This is a genomic window from Tsukamurella serpentis (assembly GCF_054780975.1).
On record NZ_BAAGVH010000002.1, the window covers coordinates 1,131,018 to 1,147,890 of the forward strand.

At 69.5% G+C, this 16,873-nt stretch carries 16 protein-coding genes; 5 read left to right on the forward strand and 11 right to left on the reverse strand.

Annotation, left to right across the window (positions count from 1 at the left end; translation table 11 throughout):
• Positions 1-12: 12 nt before the first annotated feature.
• Both ACYVHG_RS07825 and ACYVHG_RS07830 read left to right on the forward strand, forming a co-directional pair.
• Positions 13-1,260, forward strand: coding sequence for a MurT ligase domain-containing protein (locus tag ACYVHG_RS07825; protein ID WP_461166835.1), 1,248 nt, complete (start codon positions 13-15; stop codon positions 1,258-1,260).
• A gap of 26 nt (positions 1,261-1,286) precedes the next feature.
• Entirely contained in the window at positions 1,287-1,994 is a 708-nt protein-coding gene (locus ACYVHG_RS07830) for a type 1 glutamine amidotransferase (protein WP_461166949.1), read from the forward strand.
• A 71-nt stretch (positions 1,995-2,065) separates the two neighbouring features.
• Here ACYVHG_RS07830 and ACYVHG_RS07835 read toward each other — a convergent pair whose 3' ends face one another.
• From ACYVHG_RS07835 to ACYVHG_RS07850, 4 genes are read right to left on the reverse strand one after another with little or no spacing between them, the layout of a single operon-like run.
• Positions 2,066-2,557, reverse strand: coding sequence for an SRPBCC family protein (locus ACYVHG_RS07835; protein WP_461166836.1), 492 nt, complete (start codon positions 2,555-2,557; stop codon positions 2,066-2,068).
• Positions 2,558-2,576: 19 nt separating this feature from the next.
• A complete protein-coding gene (locus ACYVHG_RS07840) occupies positions 2,577-3,125 on the reverse strand; it encodes a uridine kinase family protein (RefSeq protein WP_461166837.1) in 549 nt (182 codons plus the stop codon).
• A gap of 3 nt (positions 3,126-3,128) precedes the next feature.
• Entirely contained in the window at positions 3,129-3,776 is a 648-nt protein-coding gene (recR, locus tag ACYVHG_RS07845; protein WP_461166838.1) for a recombination mediator RecR, read from the reverse strand.
• A 10-nt stretch (positions 3,777-3,786) separates the two neighbouring features.
• Positions 3,787-4,095: a YbaB/EbfC family nucleoid-associated protein gene (locus ACYVHG_RS07850; protein ID WP_461166839.1), complete on the reverse strand. Its 309-nt coding sequence runs from the start codon at positions 4,093-4,095 to the stop codon at positions 3,787-3,789.
• 92 nt (positions 4,096-4,187) lie between these two features.
• On the opposite strand from ACYVHG_RS07850, the gene ACYVHG_RS07855 reads away from it, so the two are divergent.
• The gene (locus tag ACYVHG_RS07855; RefSeq protein ID WP_461166840.1) at positions 4,188-5,018 is read left to right on the forward strand and encodes an N-acetylmuramoyl-L-alanine amidase; all 831 of its coding nucleotides are present in this window, start codon (positions 4,188-4,190) and stop codon (positions 5,016-5,018) included.
• A gap of 9 nt (positions 5,019-5,027) precedes the next feature.
• On the opposite strand, the gene ACYVHG_RS07860 is transcribed toward ACYVHG_RS07855, so the two are convergent.
• Both ACYVHG_RS07860 and ACYVHG_RS07865 read right to left on the reverse strand, forming a co-directional pair.
• The gene (locus ACYVHG_RS07860) at positions 5,028-5,930 is read right to left on the reverse strand and encodes a pseudouridine synthase (RefSeq protein ID WP_461166841.1); all 903 of its coding nucleotides are present in this window, start codon (positions 5,928-5,930) and stop codon (positions 5,028-5,030) included.
• A 28-nt stretch (positions 5,931-5,958) separates the two neighbouring features.
• Complete coding sequence (locus tag ACYVHG_RS07865; RefSeq protein ID WP_461166842.1) at positions 5,959-6,402, reverse strand: SRPBCC family protein; 444 nt, start codon at positions 6,400-6,402, stop codon at positions 5,959-5,961.
• Between the two features lie 114 nt (positions 6,403-6,516).
• Between ACYVHG_RS07865 and ACYVHG_RS07870 the strand changes: the two genes are divergently transcribed.
• Complete coding sequence (locus tag ACYVHG_RS07870; protein WP_461166843.1) at positions 6,517-7,962, forward strand: FAD-binding oxidoreductase; 1,446 nt, start codon at positions 6,517-6,519, stop codon at positions 7,960-7,962.
• 1 nt (position 7,963) lies between these two features.
• The gene (locus ACYVHG_RS07875) at positions 7,964-9,265 is read left to right on the forward strand and encodes a class I SAM-dependent methyltransferase (protein WP_461166844.1); all 1,302 of its coding nucleotides are present in this window, start codon (positions 7,964-7,966) and stop codon (positions 9,263-9,265) included.
• Here the strand turns inward: ACYVHG_RS07875 and ACYVHG_RS07880 are convergent, their stop codons facing one another.
• From ACYVHG_RS07880 to ACYVHG_RS07900, 5 genes are all read right to left on the reverse strand, one after another.
• On the reverse strand, positions 9,266-11,464 hold the full coding sequence (locus ACYVHG_RS07880; RefSeq protein WP_461166845.1) for a DNA polymerase III subunit gamma and tau: 2,199 nt from the start codon (positions 11,462-11,464) through the stop codon (positions 9,266-9,268).
• Positions 11,465-11,532: 68 nt separating this feature from the next.
• Positions 11,533-13,002, reverse strand: coding sequence for an alkaline phosphatase (phoA, locus tag ACYVHG_RS07885; protein ID WP_461166846.1), 1,470 nt, complete (start codon positions 13,000-13,002; stop codon positions 11,533-11,535).
• 57 nt (positions 13,003-13,059) lie between these two features.
• Positions 13,060-14,280, reverse strand: a complete 1,221-nt coding sequence (locus ACYVHG_RS07890; RefSeq protein ID WP_461166847.1) for a threonine/serine exporter family protein — start codon at positions 14,278-14,280, stop codon at positions 13,060-13,062.
• Complete coding sequence (locus tag ACYVHG_RS07895; RefSeq protein ID WP_461166848.1) at positions 14,270-15,550, reverse strand: glycosyltransferase 87 family protein; 1,281 nt, start codon at positions 15,548-15,550, stop codon at positions 14,270-14,272. Before ACYVHG_RS07895 ends, ACYVHG_RS07890 begins: the two co-directional genes overlap by 11 nt.
• 28 nt (positions 15,551-15,578) lie before the next feature.
• Positions 15,579-16,847 (reverse strand): aminotransferase class I/II-fold pyridoxal phosphate-dependent enzyme, encoded by a 1,269-nt coding sequence (locus tag ACYVHG_RS07900; protein ID WP_461166849.1) that lies wholly within the window; start codon positions 16,845-16,847, stop codon positions 15,579-15,581.
• Between the last annotated feature and the right edge of the window lie 26 nt (positions 16,848-16,873).

Here is a 16,873-nt window from a genome sequence, read left to right on the forward strand (position 1 = left end):
ATTCTGGTGCCCATGCCCGGACTCCCCCTCCGCGCCCGCGCGGCGCTGCTCGCCGCCCGATCCGCAGCCTGGGCGTCGCAGCGCGCAGGTCGTGGGAAGGGCTCGATGATCGGCGGCCTGGTCGCACTGAAGATCGAGCCGGATCTGATGGCCCGGCTGGCCGACGGTAAACGCACCGTCGTGATCACCGGCACGAACGGCAAGTCCACCACCACCCGGATGACGGCCGCAGCGCTCGCGACCACGGGCCGGGAGGTGGCCACCCAGGCCGACGGCGCGAACATGGACGCCGGCATCGTCGCCGCGCTCACCGCGCACCGGAACGCATCCCTGGCGGCGCTGGAGGTCGACGAGCTGCACGTTCCGCACGTGCTCGACGCCACCGGCGCGGAGGCACTGGTCCTACTGAACCTCTCCCGTGACCAGTTGGACCGGGTGGGCGAGATCAACGCGATCGAACGGAAGCTGCGGGCCGGTGTGCACGGGCATCCGAACCTGACCGTCGTGGCGAACTGCGATGACGTGCTGGTGACCTCGGTCGCCTACGACGCCGAGGACGTGGTGTGGGTCGCCGCCGGCGCGGGCTGGACCAGCGACTCGGTCTCCTGCCCCCGCTCGGGCGAGCCGATCGTCCGCGACGGCGAGCACTGGTACTCGACCGGAACCGAATTCTCCCGGCCGCAGCCGCACTGGTGGGTCGACGAGACGAACATCTACGGTCCGGACGGATTCGTCGCACCGCTGGTGCTGCGGTTGCCCGGCCGGGCGAACCGCGGCAACGCCGCACAGGCGGTGGCGGCCGCGGTCGCCATGGGCGCCGACCCGCACGCCGCGGTGCAGGCCGTGGGCACCGTCGGGGAGGTCGCCGGTCGGTACAAGGAGGTCACCGTCGGCCCGCACACCGTGCGGATGCTGCTGGCCAAGAATCCGGCCGGCTGGCAGGAGGCCATGTCCATGATCGACGGTTCCGCAGAAGGGCTGGTGATCGCGGTGAACGGGCAGGTTCCCGACGGCGAGGACCTGTCCTGGCTGTGGGACGTGCAGTTCGAGCGGTTCGACAACGCCGAGGTGGTGGCGTCGGGTGAACGCGGCGCGGATCTGGCGGTGCGGCTGACCTACGCCGGTGCGGAGCATTCGCTGGTGGTGGACCCGCTCGCCGCGATCGCGTCCTGCCCGCCCGGGCGGGTGGAGGTGCTCGCCAACTACACGGCCTTCCGTGACCTGAACACCGCACTCGAGACCCGCGGAGGCCGCGCATGATCGACTTCTCCGGATCCGAGACGCGGATCACCGATTCGACGCTGGTGATCGGCCTGGTGCTGCCCGATGTGATGGGCACCTACGGCGACGGCGGCAATGCGCTGGTGTTGCGGCAGCGGGCACGGCTGCGTGGGATCGAGGCGGAGGTGCTCCCGATCACGCTGGCCGATCCGGTGCCGGCCTCGTGCGACATCTACACCCTCGGCGGCGCGGAGGACTACGCGCAGCGACTGGCAACCCGACACCTGACCCGGTACCCGGGTATGCAGCAGGCGGCGGCCGGTGGAGCACCGGTGCTGGCGATCTGCGCCGCGATACAGGTGCTCGGGCACTGGTACGAGACCTCCGAGGGGGAACGGGTGGACGGCATCTCGCTGTTCGACCTGACCACCACGCCTCAGGCCACGCGGTCGATCGGTGAGATCGAGGGCCGCCCACTGATCGACGGGCTCACGCAGCCGCTCACCGGGTTCGAGAACCACCGCGGCGGTTCCGCTCTAGGGCCGGCCGCAGCACCGCTGCAGCGGGTGGTGCGCGGAACCGGCAACGGTGCCGGTGAAGCCGTCGACGGGGTGGTGCAGGGCAGCGCGATCGGCACCTACATGCACGGTCCGGCGCTCGCCCGCAACCCGGAACTGGCCGACCATCTGCTCGCACGCGCCACAGGTGCCACTCTGGCGCCGCTGGATCTGCCGGATGTGGATCTGCTGCGCCGCGAACGCCTCCGGAAGTAGCGCGAAGGCCACCGGGGCCAGGAGGACACAACCAATCCCCCGCGCCCATGCACCTGGCGCAGGGCCGACGTTCAGGAAGTACGACGCGCGAGCTCGGCCAGGTTCGCCTCCATCCCCGCCCTCCACACGCCGAGGCGATAGGCGACGATGCGCCCTTCCTGCTCCGGCTGCGTGGCGACGGCGGCGGCGAACGGCGACGCACCGTCGCCGAACCGGGCCCACTGCCGCACGACCGCGCCCTGCCGGGAGGGATCGACTTCGAAACCCCAGGTCGCCCACGGCTCCGAGTCCCGCGGCCCGACCGCCCACACCCAGCGGCGACCGTCCTCGACCTCGACGACGACGGAGTCGGTGGTCCACTCCCCCAACTGCTCGTTCCGGTTGTACCCCCGGAACCGAGCGCCCTCGACCACGCCGGTTGCGCCGTCGAGCCATTCGACCCGCCGGAGCTCACCGTCCACCCCGGTCGGGAGCGTGATGTCCGTGACGAGATCCCACGCCCGCGCCGGGGAGCAGTTCAGCGTCCGGGTGACCTCGACGGTCGGATTGTCGCGTAGGCGCATGATCGGATGATAGGCCCGATCACGCGCCACGACTCCAGTCGTCGACGGGGATACAGCGCTCGCGGGTGCCGTCGACGGCGAACCAGCCGCGCTCGAACTCCTGCCAACGGACCAGATCGGCGCGCGATTCCTCCCCGTCGCGAGCGACGGCGCGCTCCAACCGCTGGGCAGCGGTGCCGCCGTCGATCCACAGCGCCAGCGAAAGACGGTCGGCGAAGGAGCGTCTGGCGCTGGAGACCCCTTCGACCACGATCAGCTGGGCCCGGGGCAACCGCAGCTGCTCCCCCGGCGAGGGCACGCCCGCACGCCAGACCAGCGGCCGGTAATGGGCATCGCGGCCACGCACCAGCGGGTCGATCACCTCGGAGACCAGCCGCGGCCACCACGACACCGGGTCCTCCCAGGTGGCGTAGTGATCGGTGCGGACCAGCGCCACGCGGACACCGTCGGCGCGCAGATCGTCGACCAGACGATGCGCGTAGGTCGACTTCCCCGAGCCCGAAGGCCCGTCGACGGCGATGATCCCGTCCGGCCCACCGAGGTGTGCCAACACCTGTGCTGCGTCCACCGATCAGCTCGGGGGCAGTTCTTCGAGCACGCGCGGCGGCTCGGACAGTGACCGGCGCCCACTCATGGCACGCCCGAGCGTCAGCTCGTCGGCGAACTCCAGCTCGGCGCCCATCGGCAGACCTGCTGCCGGGCGGGTCACCGTCAGGCCCGGGAAATCCTTGAGCATCCGCACCAGGAAGGCTGCGGTGGCCTCACCTTCGGTGTTCGGGTCGGTGGCGAGGATGACCTCGTCCACGTCGACCCCGTCGACGGCGGTTCCCAGCCGAACCAGCAGCTCGCGGATCCGCAGCTTGTCCGGGCCGATCGACTTGATCGGATTGAGCGCGCCGCCGAGCACGTGGTACAGGCCGCGGTACTCGCGCGTGCGCTCCACCGCCTGCACGTCCTTGGCCTCCTCGACCACGCAGATCTTGGAGGTGTCGCGCCGTGGATCCGAGCAGATCCGGCACCGGACCTCGGCGGCGACGTTGCCGCACACCTCGCAGTAGCGCACGTCGTTGCGCACCCGGGTGAGGGCGTTGGTGAGCCGATCGATGTCGGTGGGTTGCACCCCGAGCAGGTGGAACGCGATGCGCTGGGCGCCGCGCGGTCCCACCCCGGGGAGCTTCGCCAGCTCGTCGATCAGTTCCTGAACGGGTCCTTCGTACACGCGCCGCCCGTCAGAACGGCAGGCCGCCGGCCAGCGGCCCCATCTTCTGCTGCGCGATCGCGGCGGTGTTCTCGGCGAGATCCGAGAGCGCCCCCAGAACCAGGTCCTGCAGGGTCTCCACATCCTCCGGGTCGACCACCTTGGGGTCGATGACCACGGACTTCACCTGGCCGTCGCCGGTGCCGGTCACCGTGACCAGGCCACCGCCGGCCTGGCCCTCGACGGTGGTCACCGCGAGCTCCTGCTGCGCCACCATCAACTGCTGCTGCATCGCGCCGACCTGTGCCATCAGGTCTTCCATCGAGCCTCCGGGCTGCATGCCGTCTCCCTCCGCCGGTCAGATGACCCGCTCATGTCCGATTCGTGTTACTTGTGATACCACTGCGGCCGTTGTGGCGGTACGATACGGCTGTGAATAACCGTCGTTTCGCCCTTCTGGCCGCCGTCGTGGTCCCCACACTGGTTCTCGCCGGCTGCACCATCGGTGACGCCGGACAGCGACAGGACTCGACTGCACTGCCCAGCCTATCGCCCACCGAGCCGGCCCTCGTCAACAACGCGGCGCCCCTGGCGGCGGGCTCGCTCACCGGACGGAAGGTCTTCGTCGATCCCGGCCACAACGGCAGCAACGACGCCACCATCAACAAGCAGGTCCCGAACGGCCGGGGCGGCACCAAACCGTGCCAGACCACCGGCACCACCAGCGTCAACGGCGTACCCGAACACACCGTGAACTACGGCATCGCCTACAAGCTCTACCAGGTGCTCACCGCCGCGGGCGCCCAGGTGATGCTCTCCCGGGGCGACGACACCTCCGTCGCCTCGTGCATCGACGCGCGTGCCGAGGCCGCGAACAAGTGGGGCGCGGACGCCGCGGTGAGCATCCACGCCGACGGTTCCGCCCCCGGTAACCGCGGGTTTCACGTGAATCACTCGGCTCCGCCGCTGAACCCCTCGCAGCAGACCGCGAGCCCGGCGTACGCGGCCGCACTGCGCGACGCCCTGGTCGCGGGCGGCTTCACCCCGGCCACCTACATCGGGTCCGGCGGCATCTTCGGGCGCTCCGACCTGGCGGGATTGAACCTGGCGACCGTGCCCTCAGCGCTGGTCGAAGCCGGTAACCTGCGCGATGCCACCGAGGCGACGGTGCTGGAGTCGGCGGCCGGGCAGCAGAAGATGGCGGAGGCCATCGCCGCCGGGATAGCCACCTACCTGACGACGACCGCCACCCCGACCCGGTAGCGCGTACCCCTACACCACCAGATCGCGGCCGCTGACGAACACCCGCTCGGCACCGTCGAAGGGGTCGCTGAAGGCGAGACTGCGGGCCAGCAGACGTAGCGGATCGGAGAAGTCGCCGTCGACCACCTCGCGCTGCTCCGGGTAGAGCGGGTCACCGAGGATCGGCACACCGAGCCGCGCCATGTGCAGCCGCAATTGGTGCGTCTTGCCGGTCTCCGGTCGCAGCCGGTACCGGCCCACGGTGACGCCGTCCGGGCCGGTCGACTCCGCCTCCAGTTCGACGTGCGAGCGAGCGTTCACCGGACCGGGCACCTCGTAGGCGCGCATGATTCCGGGCGTCTTCTCGATCCGCGACTCCACCACCGCGGGCAACACCAGATCCTCCCGTAACGGAGCCAGGGCGCAGTACTCCTTCCGGGCCGCACCGGTCGCGAACAACTGCTGGTAGTGCCCGCGCGCGGCAGGATCGCGGGTCAGCAGCAGTACGCCGGCCGTGAGCCGGTCCAGCCGGTGTGCGGGCGAGAGCCGCGGCTCCCCCAGTTCCCGGCGCAACCGCACCAGCGCACTCTGCACCACCCGCGCACCGCGCGGCATCGTGGCCAAGAAGTGCGGCTTGTCCACCACGACGATCCGCTCGTCCTGGTGCAGCACCGGTAGGTCGAAGGGCACTTCGATCTCGTCGGGGAGCTCCCGGTACATCCACACCGCCTGGCGGGCGCGAACCGGCGTCGACGGGGTGAGCGGGATCCCGTCGGACCCGACGACGGAACCCGCGGCGCTCTCACGGGCCACGTACTCCTCGGTGCCGGGGAAACGCGCCCCGAGCACCTCACCGAGCGTGAGACCGGATTCCTCGTCGGCGATCACCAGACGCGTCGGGTCGACCCCGTCGCGCAGCGGCAGCGGTGCCACCGGCGCTCCCCGGTGCCGCCGGGGTCGCCTAGCCGTTGGACTCGACCTGCACCTTGAGGTTGGTCAGCAGTTCCTGGTAGATCCGGCCCAGACCCTTCGGGGCGAAGGTGCGCTCGAAGAATCCGCCGATGCCGCCGGCGCCCTGCCAGGTGGTGGTGATGGTGACGGTGCTCTGCTCGGGACCGGACGCGGCCACCCGCCAGGTGGTGACCATGGACGAGTTGGCGTCCTTCTCGGTCACGGTTTCACTGTCGACGGTGACCGTGGCACGGACGTTGCGCGAACGCTTCTCGGTGGCCTGCAGGATCCACTCGGCGACGGTGCCGGTGCCCTGGCCGCCCTCGACGACGCGGTAGTCGCGGTAGTTCGGGGGCAGGATCTCGGGGCGGCGGGTGTAATCGGCGATCGCGGCCAGCACCGTTGCGGGAGCTGCGGCGATGCTGGTGGACTGCTGCGCGGTTACCTGGGCCATGTGGTCTCGTCCTTCGGCTCGATTCGTCGGGACCGCCGACGGGGTTCTGCCGCCAGCCTAACCAATCACGAATCAGGCGGGCGCGGGGCGCTCGACGGGTATAGCGTCGCCACCGTGAGTCCTCGCAACGATGCGCAGAGCCGAGCGAGCACCACGGTCCCGATCGCGGGCGAGCAGGCCTACCGGGAGGGATTGCGGCGTCTGCTCACCAGCTACCACGCCATTCCCGCCGACGCCCGGGTACGTCTGGCGAAGAAGACCTCGAACCTGTTCCGGGCACGTGCCGCGACCGGCGCGCCGGGTCTGGACGTCTCCGGCCTGAACGCCGTGATCTCCGTCGATCCCCACGCTGGCACCGCCGAGGTCGGCGGTATGTGCACCTACGAGGACCTGGTGGCGGCGACACTGCCCTTCGGGCTCGCACCCACGGTGGTTCCTCAGCTCAAGACCATCACCCTCGGCGGTGCCGTGACCGGCATGGGCATCGAATCGAGCTCCTTCCGGACCGGACTACCGCACGAGGCCGTCAGGTCGATGGACATCCTCACCGGCGCGGGTGAGGTGGTCACGGCGGAGCCGGACGGACCGCACGCCGACCTGTACTTCGGCTTCCCCAATTCCTACGGCACGCTCGGCTACGCCACTCGGCTGACGATCGACCTGGAACCGGTGCAGCGCTACGTGGAACTGAGGCACGTGCGCCTGCACTCCCTGGCTCAGGTGCAGGCGACGATGGCCGAGATCACCGGGGCCGGCGAGTACGACGGCGAGCCCGTGCACTACCTCGACGGGGTGGTGTTCAGCCGGGACGAGGCCTACCTCACGCTGGGCCGGCGGACCGACGACGACGGCCCGCTCAGCGACTACACCAGGATGAACGTGTACTACCGCTCGCTGCGGCATCCCGACGGTGTCTCCCGCGACCGGCTCACCATGCACGATTACCTGTGGCGGTGGGACACCGACTGGTTCTGGTGTTCGCGGGCGTTCGGCGCGCAACACCCGAGGATCCGGCGGTGGTGGCCGAAGCACCTGCTGCGCAGCAGCTTCTACTGGAAGCTGGTGGCACTGGACCGTCGACTGCACATCGCCGACCGGCTGGACGCGCGCCGGGGCCGCCCACCCGGAGAGCGGGTGGTCCAGGACATCGAGGTGCGGATCGACCGCACCGCGGAGTTCCTGGAGTGGTTCCTCGACGAGCTGCCCATCGAACCACTCTGGTTGTGCCCCTTACGATTGCGGCGCCCGGCACCGCCGGGAGCCGATGCGCACCGGCCGTGGCCGCTGTATCCGTTGAGTCCGAGTGAGGTGTACGTCAACATCAAATTCTGGTCCGCGGTGCCGCAGCAGCCCGGTCAGACCGAGGGGCGCGCGAACCGCCTGATCGAGCGGAAGGTCTCCGAGCTCGGCGGGCACAAATCCCTGTACTCCGAGGCCTTCTACCAGCGCGCCGAGTTCGACGCGCTGTACGGAGGCCCGGTCTTCGCAGTGTTGAAGCAACGGTACGACCCGGCCGGCCGGTTACTGGGTCTGTACGACAAGACGGTCAGGAGGCAATGAGTTGACCCGATCCGCTGAACATCTCCCGAAGTTGACACTGGCGGAGATCATCGAGAAGGCCACCGGCGGCGAGCTGGCCGTGCATGTGCGGGCCTACGACGGTTCCTCAGCGGGACCGGAGGACGCACCCTACGGGCTGAACCTGTTGACCCCCCGTGGAACCACCTACCTGGCAACGGCTCCCAACGACATGGGTCTCGCGCGGGCGTACATCGCCGGCGATCTGGAACTGACCGGCGTGCATCCCGGCGATCCCTACGGGGCCGTGCGCGCACTGTCGGATGATCTGCAGTTCGCCAAGCCGTCTCCGCTGCTGTTGGCACAGATCGCCCGCTCGGTGGGGCCGGAGCGGATGGTGCCGATCGCCCCTCCCCCGCAGGAGGCGCTTCCGCGGTGGCGCCGGATCGCGGAAGGACTGCGGCACAGCCGTTCCCGGGATGCGGGAGCCATTCATCACCATTACGACGTGTCCAACCGGTTCTACGAGATGGTGCTCGGACCGTCGATGACGTACACCTGCGCCTGCTATCCGGATGCGGACGCGAGTCTGGAAGTGGCACAGGAGAACAAGTACCGGCTGGTGTTCGAGAAGCTGCGACTACGGGCCGGAGACCGGTTGCTGGACGTGGGCTGCGGCTGGGGTGGCATGGTTCGGTACGCCGCCCGGCGGGGGGTGCACGTCATCGGCGTCACGCTCTCGCAGCAACAGGCGCAGTGGGCGCAGTCCGCGATCGCCGAGGAGGGACTCGGCGAGTTCGCCGAGGTCCGCTACAGCGATTACCGGGACGTACCCGAAGGTGATTTCGACGCGATCAGTTCGATCGGCCTGACCGAGCACATCGGTGTGCACAACTACGCCGGCTACTTCACCACACTGCGGGACAAGCTGAAAATCGGTGGCCTGCTGCTCAATCACACGATCACGCGGCACGACAACAAGGTCTCAGGCAAGGGCGGACAGTTCATCGACCGGTACGTCTTCCCCGACGGTGAGCTCACCGGTTCCGGCCGAGTGATCTCCGCGATCCAGGACATCGGCGGCATGGAGGTGCGGCACGAGGAGGATCTGCGCGAGCACTACGCACTCACCCTCACCGCGTGGTGCCGGAACCTGGTGGACAACTGGGACGAGGCCGTCGCCGAGGTGGGCCTGGGGACCGCCCGGGTGTGGGGCCTGTACATGGCCGGTTCCCGGCTCGGATTCGAGCGCAACGTAATTCAGCTGCACCAGATCCTGGCGGTCAAACTGGATGCGAAGGGCGGCGCCGGTGATCTACCGCTGCGGCCCTGGTGGACCGCCTGATCAGATCGGGCGGGCTCCGAGTTCGCTCTTGAGCAGTTCGAGTGCCACCTCGTCGGGATCGCGGCGCGGCGCACTGCTGCCACCGGAGACGGCGTCCTCGCGGTGCGCGGCGTCGATCATCTCGTCCTCGGAGACCTCGGCGGCGGGCTCCGGCTCGGGGTCCGGTTCCGGGGGGAGGGGGATGTCGTCGTGGTGCGACGGTGCCCGGTTCTCCCGTCCGGCCGGGCGCGGATCGGGGCGCTGATCCGCGCCGACCCGGCTACGTCGTTCGAAGGTGGGTGGGGCCTTCCGCGGTGGCTCCGCCTGACGCTGCTGCGGTTGCGCGGGCGCGGCACCGTGCTGACGGGCACCGCTACCGTCGCCGACCTCGACGTTCCACTGGGTCCCGAACACCTCCCGCACGGCTTCCCGCAGGTTGCCCACATGCTGCTGATCGCTGAACCGGCCCAGCAGCGCGGGAATCGGCAGGCCGAGGTGCAAGGTATCGCCAGCGAGTCCGACGACCTGCATGTTCGTCATCAGCGTCGCGGTGACCTTGCTGCGTGCGCCGACGGCGCGCAGCACCTTGGGCCACGCGGTGCGCACCTCCTCGATCGACGGCCCGGACGGTGCCGCCGACGGCTGCGCCGCGGCGATGACCTCGGTGGACCGCTCAGCCGGTTCGGGCGCCGACGGCTCGGGCGCCGACGGTTCGAGCTCTGCGGCAACCTCGGCGGTCGGCTCCGGCCGGCGGAGCACCGGCTCGGCCTCGGCTGCGGGGCTCGGCTCCGCGACCGTGGCCGGTGCGGGGGGAGCAGCCGGCCCGGCGGGTGCGGGTGGCGCAGTGGTTGGTGCGGGTGGCACGGGAGCGACCCGCGCTTCCGGCTGAGCAGACTCCGGTTGAGCGGGCGCCGCCGACCGCTCGGGCTCGGCGGGCTCGGCCTGCCGCTGGCTCGGCCGCACGAACCGGGGGGCGTCGTCGGGCGCGCCGGCCGGCGCCGAGGCAGCGGGTGCGCCCTGCCCGGATCCGCCCGGAGTTGCGGAATCACCGGGAGCAGCCGGAGCACCGGCCGGTCGGCGTTCCAGGAGCTCGATCCGCTGCAGCAGCGCCGCCTGGGAATCGTCGGCCGCGGGGAGCAGCATCCGCGCGCACATCACTTCGAGCAACAGCCGCGGTGACGTGGCTCCGCGCATCTCGGCCAGCGAGGCGTGCGTGACCTCGGCGCAGCGGGTGAGCGTGGCCAGGCCCAGCTTGCCCGCCTCGGCGCGCATCGTCTCCAGGACGTCCACCGGCACGTCGATCAGGCCGCGGTCGGCCGCGTCGGGAACGGTGTGCAGCAGAATCAGGTCACGCAGCCGCTCCAGCAGATCGGTCGCGAAGCGGCGCGGATCGTGCCCGGCCTCCATGACCTTCTCGACCGCACCGAACAGGGCGGCTCCGTCGGAGACGGCGAGGGCGTCGACCGCGGCGTCGATCAACGCGGTATCGGTGACCCCGAGCAGTCCGAGTGCGCGCTGGTAGGTCACGCCTTCGGCGCCGGCGCCGGCCAGCAACTGATCCATGATCGAGAGCGAGTCACGCGGGGAACCGCCACCGGCCCGGATGACCAGCGGATACACCGCCGGTTCGACGGGGACCTGCTCGGCGGAGGTGATCTTCTCCAACAGCGGGCGCATCACGCCCGGTGCCAGCAGCCGGAACGGGTAGTGGTGCGTGCGGGAGCGGATGGTGGTGAGCACCTTCTCCGGCTCGGTGGTGGCGAAGATGAAGATCAGGTGCTCCGGCGGCTCCTCCACGATCTTCAGCAGCGCGTTGAAGCCCTGCGGGGTGACCATGTGCGCCTCGTCGACGATGAACACCCGGTACCGCGATTCCGCCGGTGCGTAGAAGGCGCGGTCGCGAAGCTCGCGGGCGTCGTCGACACCGCCGTGGCTGGCGGCGTCCATCTCGGTGACGTCGAGGTTGCCGGACCCGCCGGGGGAGAGCGCCACACAGGAGTTGCACACCCCGCAAGGGCTACTGGTGGGTCCCTGTTCACAGTTCAGCGAGCGCGCCAGGATGCGCGCCGAGGACGTCTTACCGCAGCCGCGTGGCCCGGAGAACAGGTACGCGTGGTTGATCCGGCCCGAGTCCAGGGCGGTGCTCAGCGGCTCGGTGACGTGCTCCTGGCCCACGACCTCGGCGAACGTCGCGGGACGGTACTTGCGGTAGAGAGCCACGGTGCCAGGTTACCGGGGCCGTCCGACACCGGCGCAGGTCGCTCCGCGCCGGTGCCGGACGGGACGGATCACTTCTTGTTGCGGTCCAGGCCCAGCACGTCGGTGATGTAGAAGAACGGATCGGTCTGGTCCGAGATGCCCGAGACGTTCGCCGCTCCCGGTCCGTAGGCGGCGATCCGCACCTGGCCACCGGTGTGCTGCTCCTCGCCCGGATCCAGGGAGGTGCCGTAGTTGACGGTCAGCACGCCGCCGTCCTTGGTGTTGAGGGTGCGGGTCAGGCCCGGGGTCACCGTTCCGGCCTCGATGATCTGGCTGGTGTGCGAGTGGTCTCCGGTCACCACGACCAGGGTGTCCTTCTGCTTCTTCGCGAACTCCAGCGCGGTGCTCACGGCATCGGAGAGCTGCACCGTCTCACCGATCTGGCCGCACGGGTCGGCGTCGTGGTTGGCCTTGTCCACCGAACCGGACTCGACCTGCAGGAAGAACCCCTTGTCGCCCTGCAGCAGGTCGATGGCCTTCTTGGTCATCGAGCCCAGCTTCGGGGTGGCGTCGAACTCGGCGTTCGGCGAGCAGGTGACGGCCGGCTCCTTGCCGCCCTCCTTGGTCGCGGTCGCCTTGCCCCACATGCGGGGCAGGTTGCCGTCGGCGAAGACACCCAGCAGCGGCTTGTCCTGATCGGCGGACTTGACCGACTCGAGTTCCTCACCCGAGCGGACGATCTGGTAGCCGCGTTCCTTGGCCTGCACCTCGAGAGTCTTGCCGTTGTACTCACCGGCGCCCGCGGTCTGCTGGAAGGACTTCCAGCCGCCGCCGAGGGTGACGTCGGCGCGGGCGGCGAGCAACTGCTCGGTGATCGAACCGGGGCCACCGTTCTCCAGCGCATCCGAGGAGCACTTCTCCTTGGTCTCGACCGGGCCGTAGCACTTGCGCTGCGCGACGTGAGCGACCTGCACGGCCGGGGTCGCGTCCTGCAGCTCGGTGGTGGTGACGTTGCCGGTCTTGCGTCCGTTCGCGCGGGCGATCTCCAGGATCGAGCGCTGCGGCTTACCGTTCACATCGATACCCACACCACCGTTGTAGGTCTTGGTGCCGGTGGCCCAGGCCGTTCCGGACGCCGCCGAATCCGTGGTGTAATCCGGCTTCTTGGTCTTCTTGTCGAGGGCGTAGGTGGTGTAGTCGCCGGACAGCGGCAGCTGGTCCAGGCCCGGGATCTGTGCGCCGGCGCCCCACTGGTAATCGCGGGCCAGGGTCAGTTCCTGGTTCGCGGTGCCGTCGCCGATGATCAGGATGACGTTCTTGGCCTTCGAGCTCTGGATCGACTCGGCGATCGCCTTGGTCTGATCGCCGGACAGGCGGCGAGCACCACCGTTGGTGGTGATGTCACCGGCCGCAGCACGGTTGATCTCCACCTTCGATGCGGCGTCCCCCGAGACACCCGGACCCGAGTCGTTCGAGCCGCACGCGGCCACCACGCTCATCATCGCCACTGCGCTCAATGCCACTGCTGCGCGCTTCTTACCGCCACCTGAGTTCGTCATTGACACATACGATCATGCGCATTTGAACATGCACTTGTCGCCGGGTGAACAATTCGGTCACATGCGGCGAAGTCGCCCAAGGGCTGCCTGCGCCAGCGCGGTACCGAACAGCAGGCCCAGTGCCAGCGCGCAGATGACCGCAGCCACCCCGATCGCCGTCCGCGCACCCTGCCCCGGGTCGATACCCAGCGAGGTGACCGACAGCAGCCCGAGGCTGCCCGGCACCAGCACCCAGAACGCCGGTAGGAAGACCACCAGCCGGGGAAGCGTGGGCCGTACCGCCGCGACCAGCGTCGCCCCCAGGCTTCCGGCGATGCCACCCAGAAAGCCGCCGAGCACCACGCCGGACAGTGCCTGCCCGGCCAGTTGCGCACCGAAAGCGGCCAGCACCACCGCCACGATCGGTGGCAGGAGGCGCATCGACGCCCCTTCGTTGAGGCACACTCCCACGCACACCACCAGCAGGCCCACCGGCGGTGCCCACCATCCCAATTCGTTCACCCGGTGATTGACCAGCAACTCCGGTCCGACGCCGAGGATCGCGGTCGCGCTGAGCACACCGAGGGAGAACATGAGCAGTTGCACGGTGCCGAAGGTGAGCCTGGCACTACCGGCGACCATGGCACCGGCGGCGAGCTCGGACATGCCGGTGACCATCAGCGCACCGGGCAGCAGGACCGCGAGCGGCGCCAGCAGGGTGCGCAACGGACCGTCGAGCAGGCCCGCCTGCGCGGCGGCGAACACCCCGGTGGAGACGACGAACGCGGCGAGCGTGGGCAACAGGGTCGCCGCTACCCGCACCCGCCCGGCGAGCTTGACCAGGAGCATCACCACCACGCCACCGATCGCGGCCGCAGCCGTGTTCGCCCAGCCGGGTTGCAGCAGCATCGCGATGCCGACGGCGATCACCGGCCAGGACAGGTCCTGTACCCACTGCGGGTAGCGGTGCGGCAGCGAACGCAGCGCACCGAGCCGGCCGAAGGCCTCGGCCGGTGCGAGCGTCCCGGCGGCCAGTTCCCGCCGAATGTGCGCGACCTCCGCCGAATGGTCCATGCGCAGGGGACCGTCGATCGCCTCGAAGGTGGCCCCGGCGCCGGGTTCGAGGGTCAGTGTCAGTCCAGTGGGGGTGGCGCCGACCTGGGCGAGCGGATGTCCGAGTGCAGTGGCGACGGCCCTGAGCTCCTGTTCCACCTCGTGCACCGGCTGCCCGCCGGCGATCATGGCGGCGCCGAGGTAGGCCAGCAGCCGGCGGTGTTCGTCGGCTCGATCAGGCTGCACGATCTTGCCGGTCCGCACGGGCGAGGTACCAGATCGAACCGATCAGCGTGGCCGCGAAGGTCCACACGTAGACCCCGCCGGCCAGGGCCTTGAGCACCGGCTCGGACATCGGCCGCAGGAATATGCCGATGGCGTAGGTGTTGTCCACGTCGTCGACTCCGGCGGGCCGGAGCCCCGGGAAGTAGGTGACCCAGATGAACGTGGCAGCGACCAGGCCGGCGGCGGCCAGCAGTAGAACGATCCGGCGTGGCGGATCCGCGACCAGGAGTGCACCGCTGAGCAGCAGCGCCAGCAACGGCACGATCCACACCCAGTGGTGGCCCCAGGAGAACGGGGAGATCGCGCAGGCCGTCATCCCGACGACGATGATCGCCAGCGCGACCGCGCCCCGTCGGTGCGCCCACGCCGCGACGGCCAGCCCGGCCAGCGCGGCGGGGACGGCGACCGCGAGCCAGGCCACGGTCGACGGTTTCTCGGCATCGGTGAGGTAGGCGATCAGGCCGTTGATGGACTGGTTCCCCACCTGGTTCGGCTCCCCCACCCGGTTCGCGTCGAGGAAGGTCCCGGACCAGTACTGCAGGGACTGCTGCGGGATCACCAGGAAGCCCACGGCGACGGTTCCCGCGAGCGCCAGCAGGGCGTTGCGCACCTCCCGCCACTGCCGGGTGACCACCAGGTAGGCCAGGAAGAACAGCGGAGTCAGTTTGATCCCGGCGGCGATGCCGATACTGAAGCCCTTGCACCGTGAACCCGGTGGCCGGCTCAGGTCCCACAGCAGCAGGAGCATCAGGAAGACGTTGATCTGCCCGAACCAGATGGTGGTGCGCACCGGTTCGAGCACCGTGGCCACCAGCGTCAGGCTCACTCCCACGGCGTACAGCCGCCAGTCCCGGGCGAAACCGGCCAGCCGCAGCGCGATCATGATGCAGGCCGACAACGCCAGCAGAACCGCCGCGGTCCACACCCAGCGGAGCACGTCGGAGGACATCCAGCTCAACGGTACGAACAGCACCCCCGCGAACGGGGTGTAGGTGAACGGGAGGATCTCGTTGAGCAGCGCACCGTCGTACAGTCCGTCGCCGCCGCGGGCGACGATCGCACCACCTTGCCGGTAGACCTCGGAATCGATCTGATTGTGGAACAGGCCGTACATCGGCGTGGAGAACGGGATGCGCACGATCTGCTGCCACACCGCGATACCGGCCGCGGCGACGAACAGCGCCAAAACCCACCACTGCCGGGGGAACCGCCGGCTGATTCCGTCCGCCACCGGCGTGATCCTCCTGCTCAGGCCGAGATCACTCGGGCTTGCGCATCAACTTTTCAGCAGAAGCCAAGAGTACACAGGTCGCGACACCGTCCATAGCGGTCTCGAGTTCCTCGATACCGGGGAACGACGGGGCCAGACGGATGTTGCTGTCGGTGGGATCGTGCCGCAGCGGGAAGGTGGCGCCCGCGGCGGTCAGGGCGATTCCGGCCCCCTTGGCCAGTTCGACGGTGCGCGCGGCGGTCCCGTCGAGCACATCGAGACTGATGAAGTAGCCGCCCTTGGGCTCGCTCCAGGAAGCGACCTTGGCACCGCCGAGCCGTTCCTCCAGGATCTGAAGGACCCGGGCGAACTTGGGGGCGAGCAGGTCTCGATGCCTGCGCATGTGCGCCCGGACACCGTCGGCGTCGCCGAAGAACCGGGCGTGCCGCAACTGGTTGACCTTGTCCGGGCCGATGGAGGTCAGCCCCACATGCTTGCCGTACCAGCCGAGGTTGTCGGTAGAGGCACCGAAGAAACTCACACCGGCGCCGGCGAAGGTGATCTTGGAGGTCGAGGCGAACACGTACGGACGGTTCGGGTGGCCGGCTTGGGCGGCCATTCCCAGGATGTCCGGGTCCGACGGGGCGTCACCCTCCAGCGGGTGCACCGCGTAGGCGTTGTCCCAGAAGATCCGGAAGTCGGGCGCAGCGGTGGGCATCGACGCCAGTTCGCGGGTGATCTCCTGCGAGTACACCGCACCGGTGGGGTTGGAGTACTTCGGGACGGCCCACAGGCCCTTGATCGCCGGATCCGCCGCGACGAGTTCCTTGACCACGGCCATGTCGGGGCCGTCGGGGTTGAGCGGCACCACGATCATCTCGATGCCGAGTTCCTCGGTGATCGCGAAGTGACGGTCGTAGCCGGGGGCCGGGCACAGGAACTTCACCTGCTTCTCGGCCGCCCACGGACGCTCCCCGTCGACGGTGCCGTGGATCCAGGCCGTGGTGATCAGGCGGTGCATGATCTCCAGGCTGGAGTTGTTCTGCGCATACAGGTTGGCCACGGGGATACCGAGCAGGTCGGCGAAGATCGCGCGGATCTCGGGCAGACCGGCCAGGCCGCCGTAATTGCGGGTGTCGGTGCCGTCTGCGGCGCGGTAGTCGTTCTCACCGGGCAGCGCGAGCAGCGGATTCGACAGATCCAGCTGATCGGGGGCGGGCTTTCCGCGGGTGAGATCCAGCGCGAGGCCCGCGGCCTTGAGCTTCTCGTACCGCGCGGACAGGTCGGCGTGCGCCTCGTCGAGTTCGGCGGGACTCATGGACACATACGTGGACAACGGCACGC

What these genes read in the sequence shown, in the direction of transcription:
- ACYVHG_RS07825 (WP_461166835.1), top strand. Translation starts at nt 13, where the DNA reads ATGCCCGGACTCCCCCTCCGCGCCCGCGCGGCGCTGCTCGCCGCCCGA.
- ACYVHG_RS07835 (WP_461166836.1), bottom strand. Translation starts at nt 2,557, where the DNA reads ATGCGCCTACGCGACAATCCGACCGTCGAGGTCACCCGGACGCTGAAC.
- ACYVHG_RS07850 (WP_461166839.1), bottom strand. Translation starts at nt 4,095, where the DNA reads ATGCAGCCCGGAGGCTCGATGGAAGACCTGATGGCACAGGTCGGCGCG.
- ACYVHG_RS07865 (WP_461166842.1), bottom strand. Translation starts at nt 6,402, where the DNA reads ATGGCCCAGGTAACCGCGCAGCAGTCCACCAGCATCGCCGCAGCTCCC.
- phoA (WP_461166846.1), bottom strand. Translation starts at nt 13,002, where the DNA reads ATGACGAACTCAGGTGGCGGTAAGAAGCGCGCAGCAGTGGCATTGAGC.
- ACYVHG_RS07900 (WP_461166849.1), bottom strand. Translation starts at nt 16,847, where the DNA reads ATGAGTCCCGCCGAACTCGACGAGGCGCACGCCGACCTGTCCGCGCGG.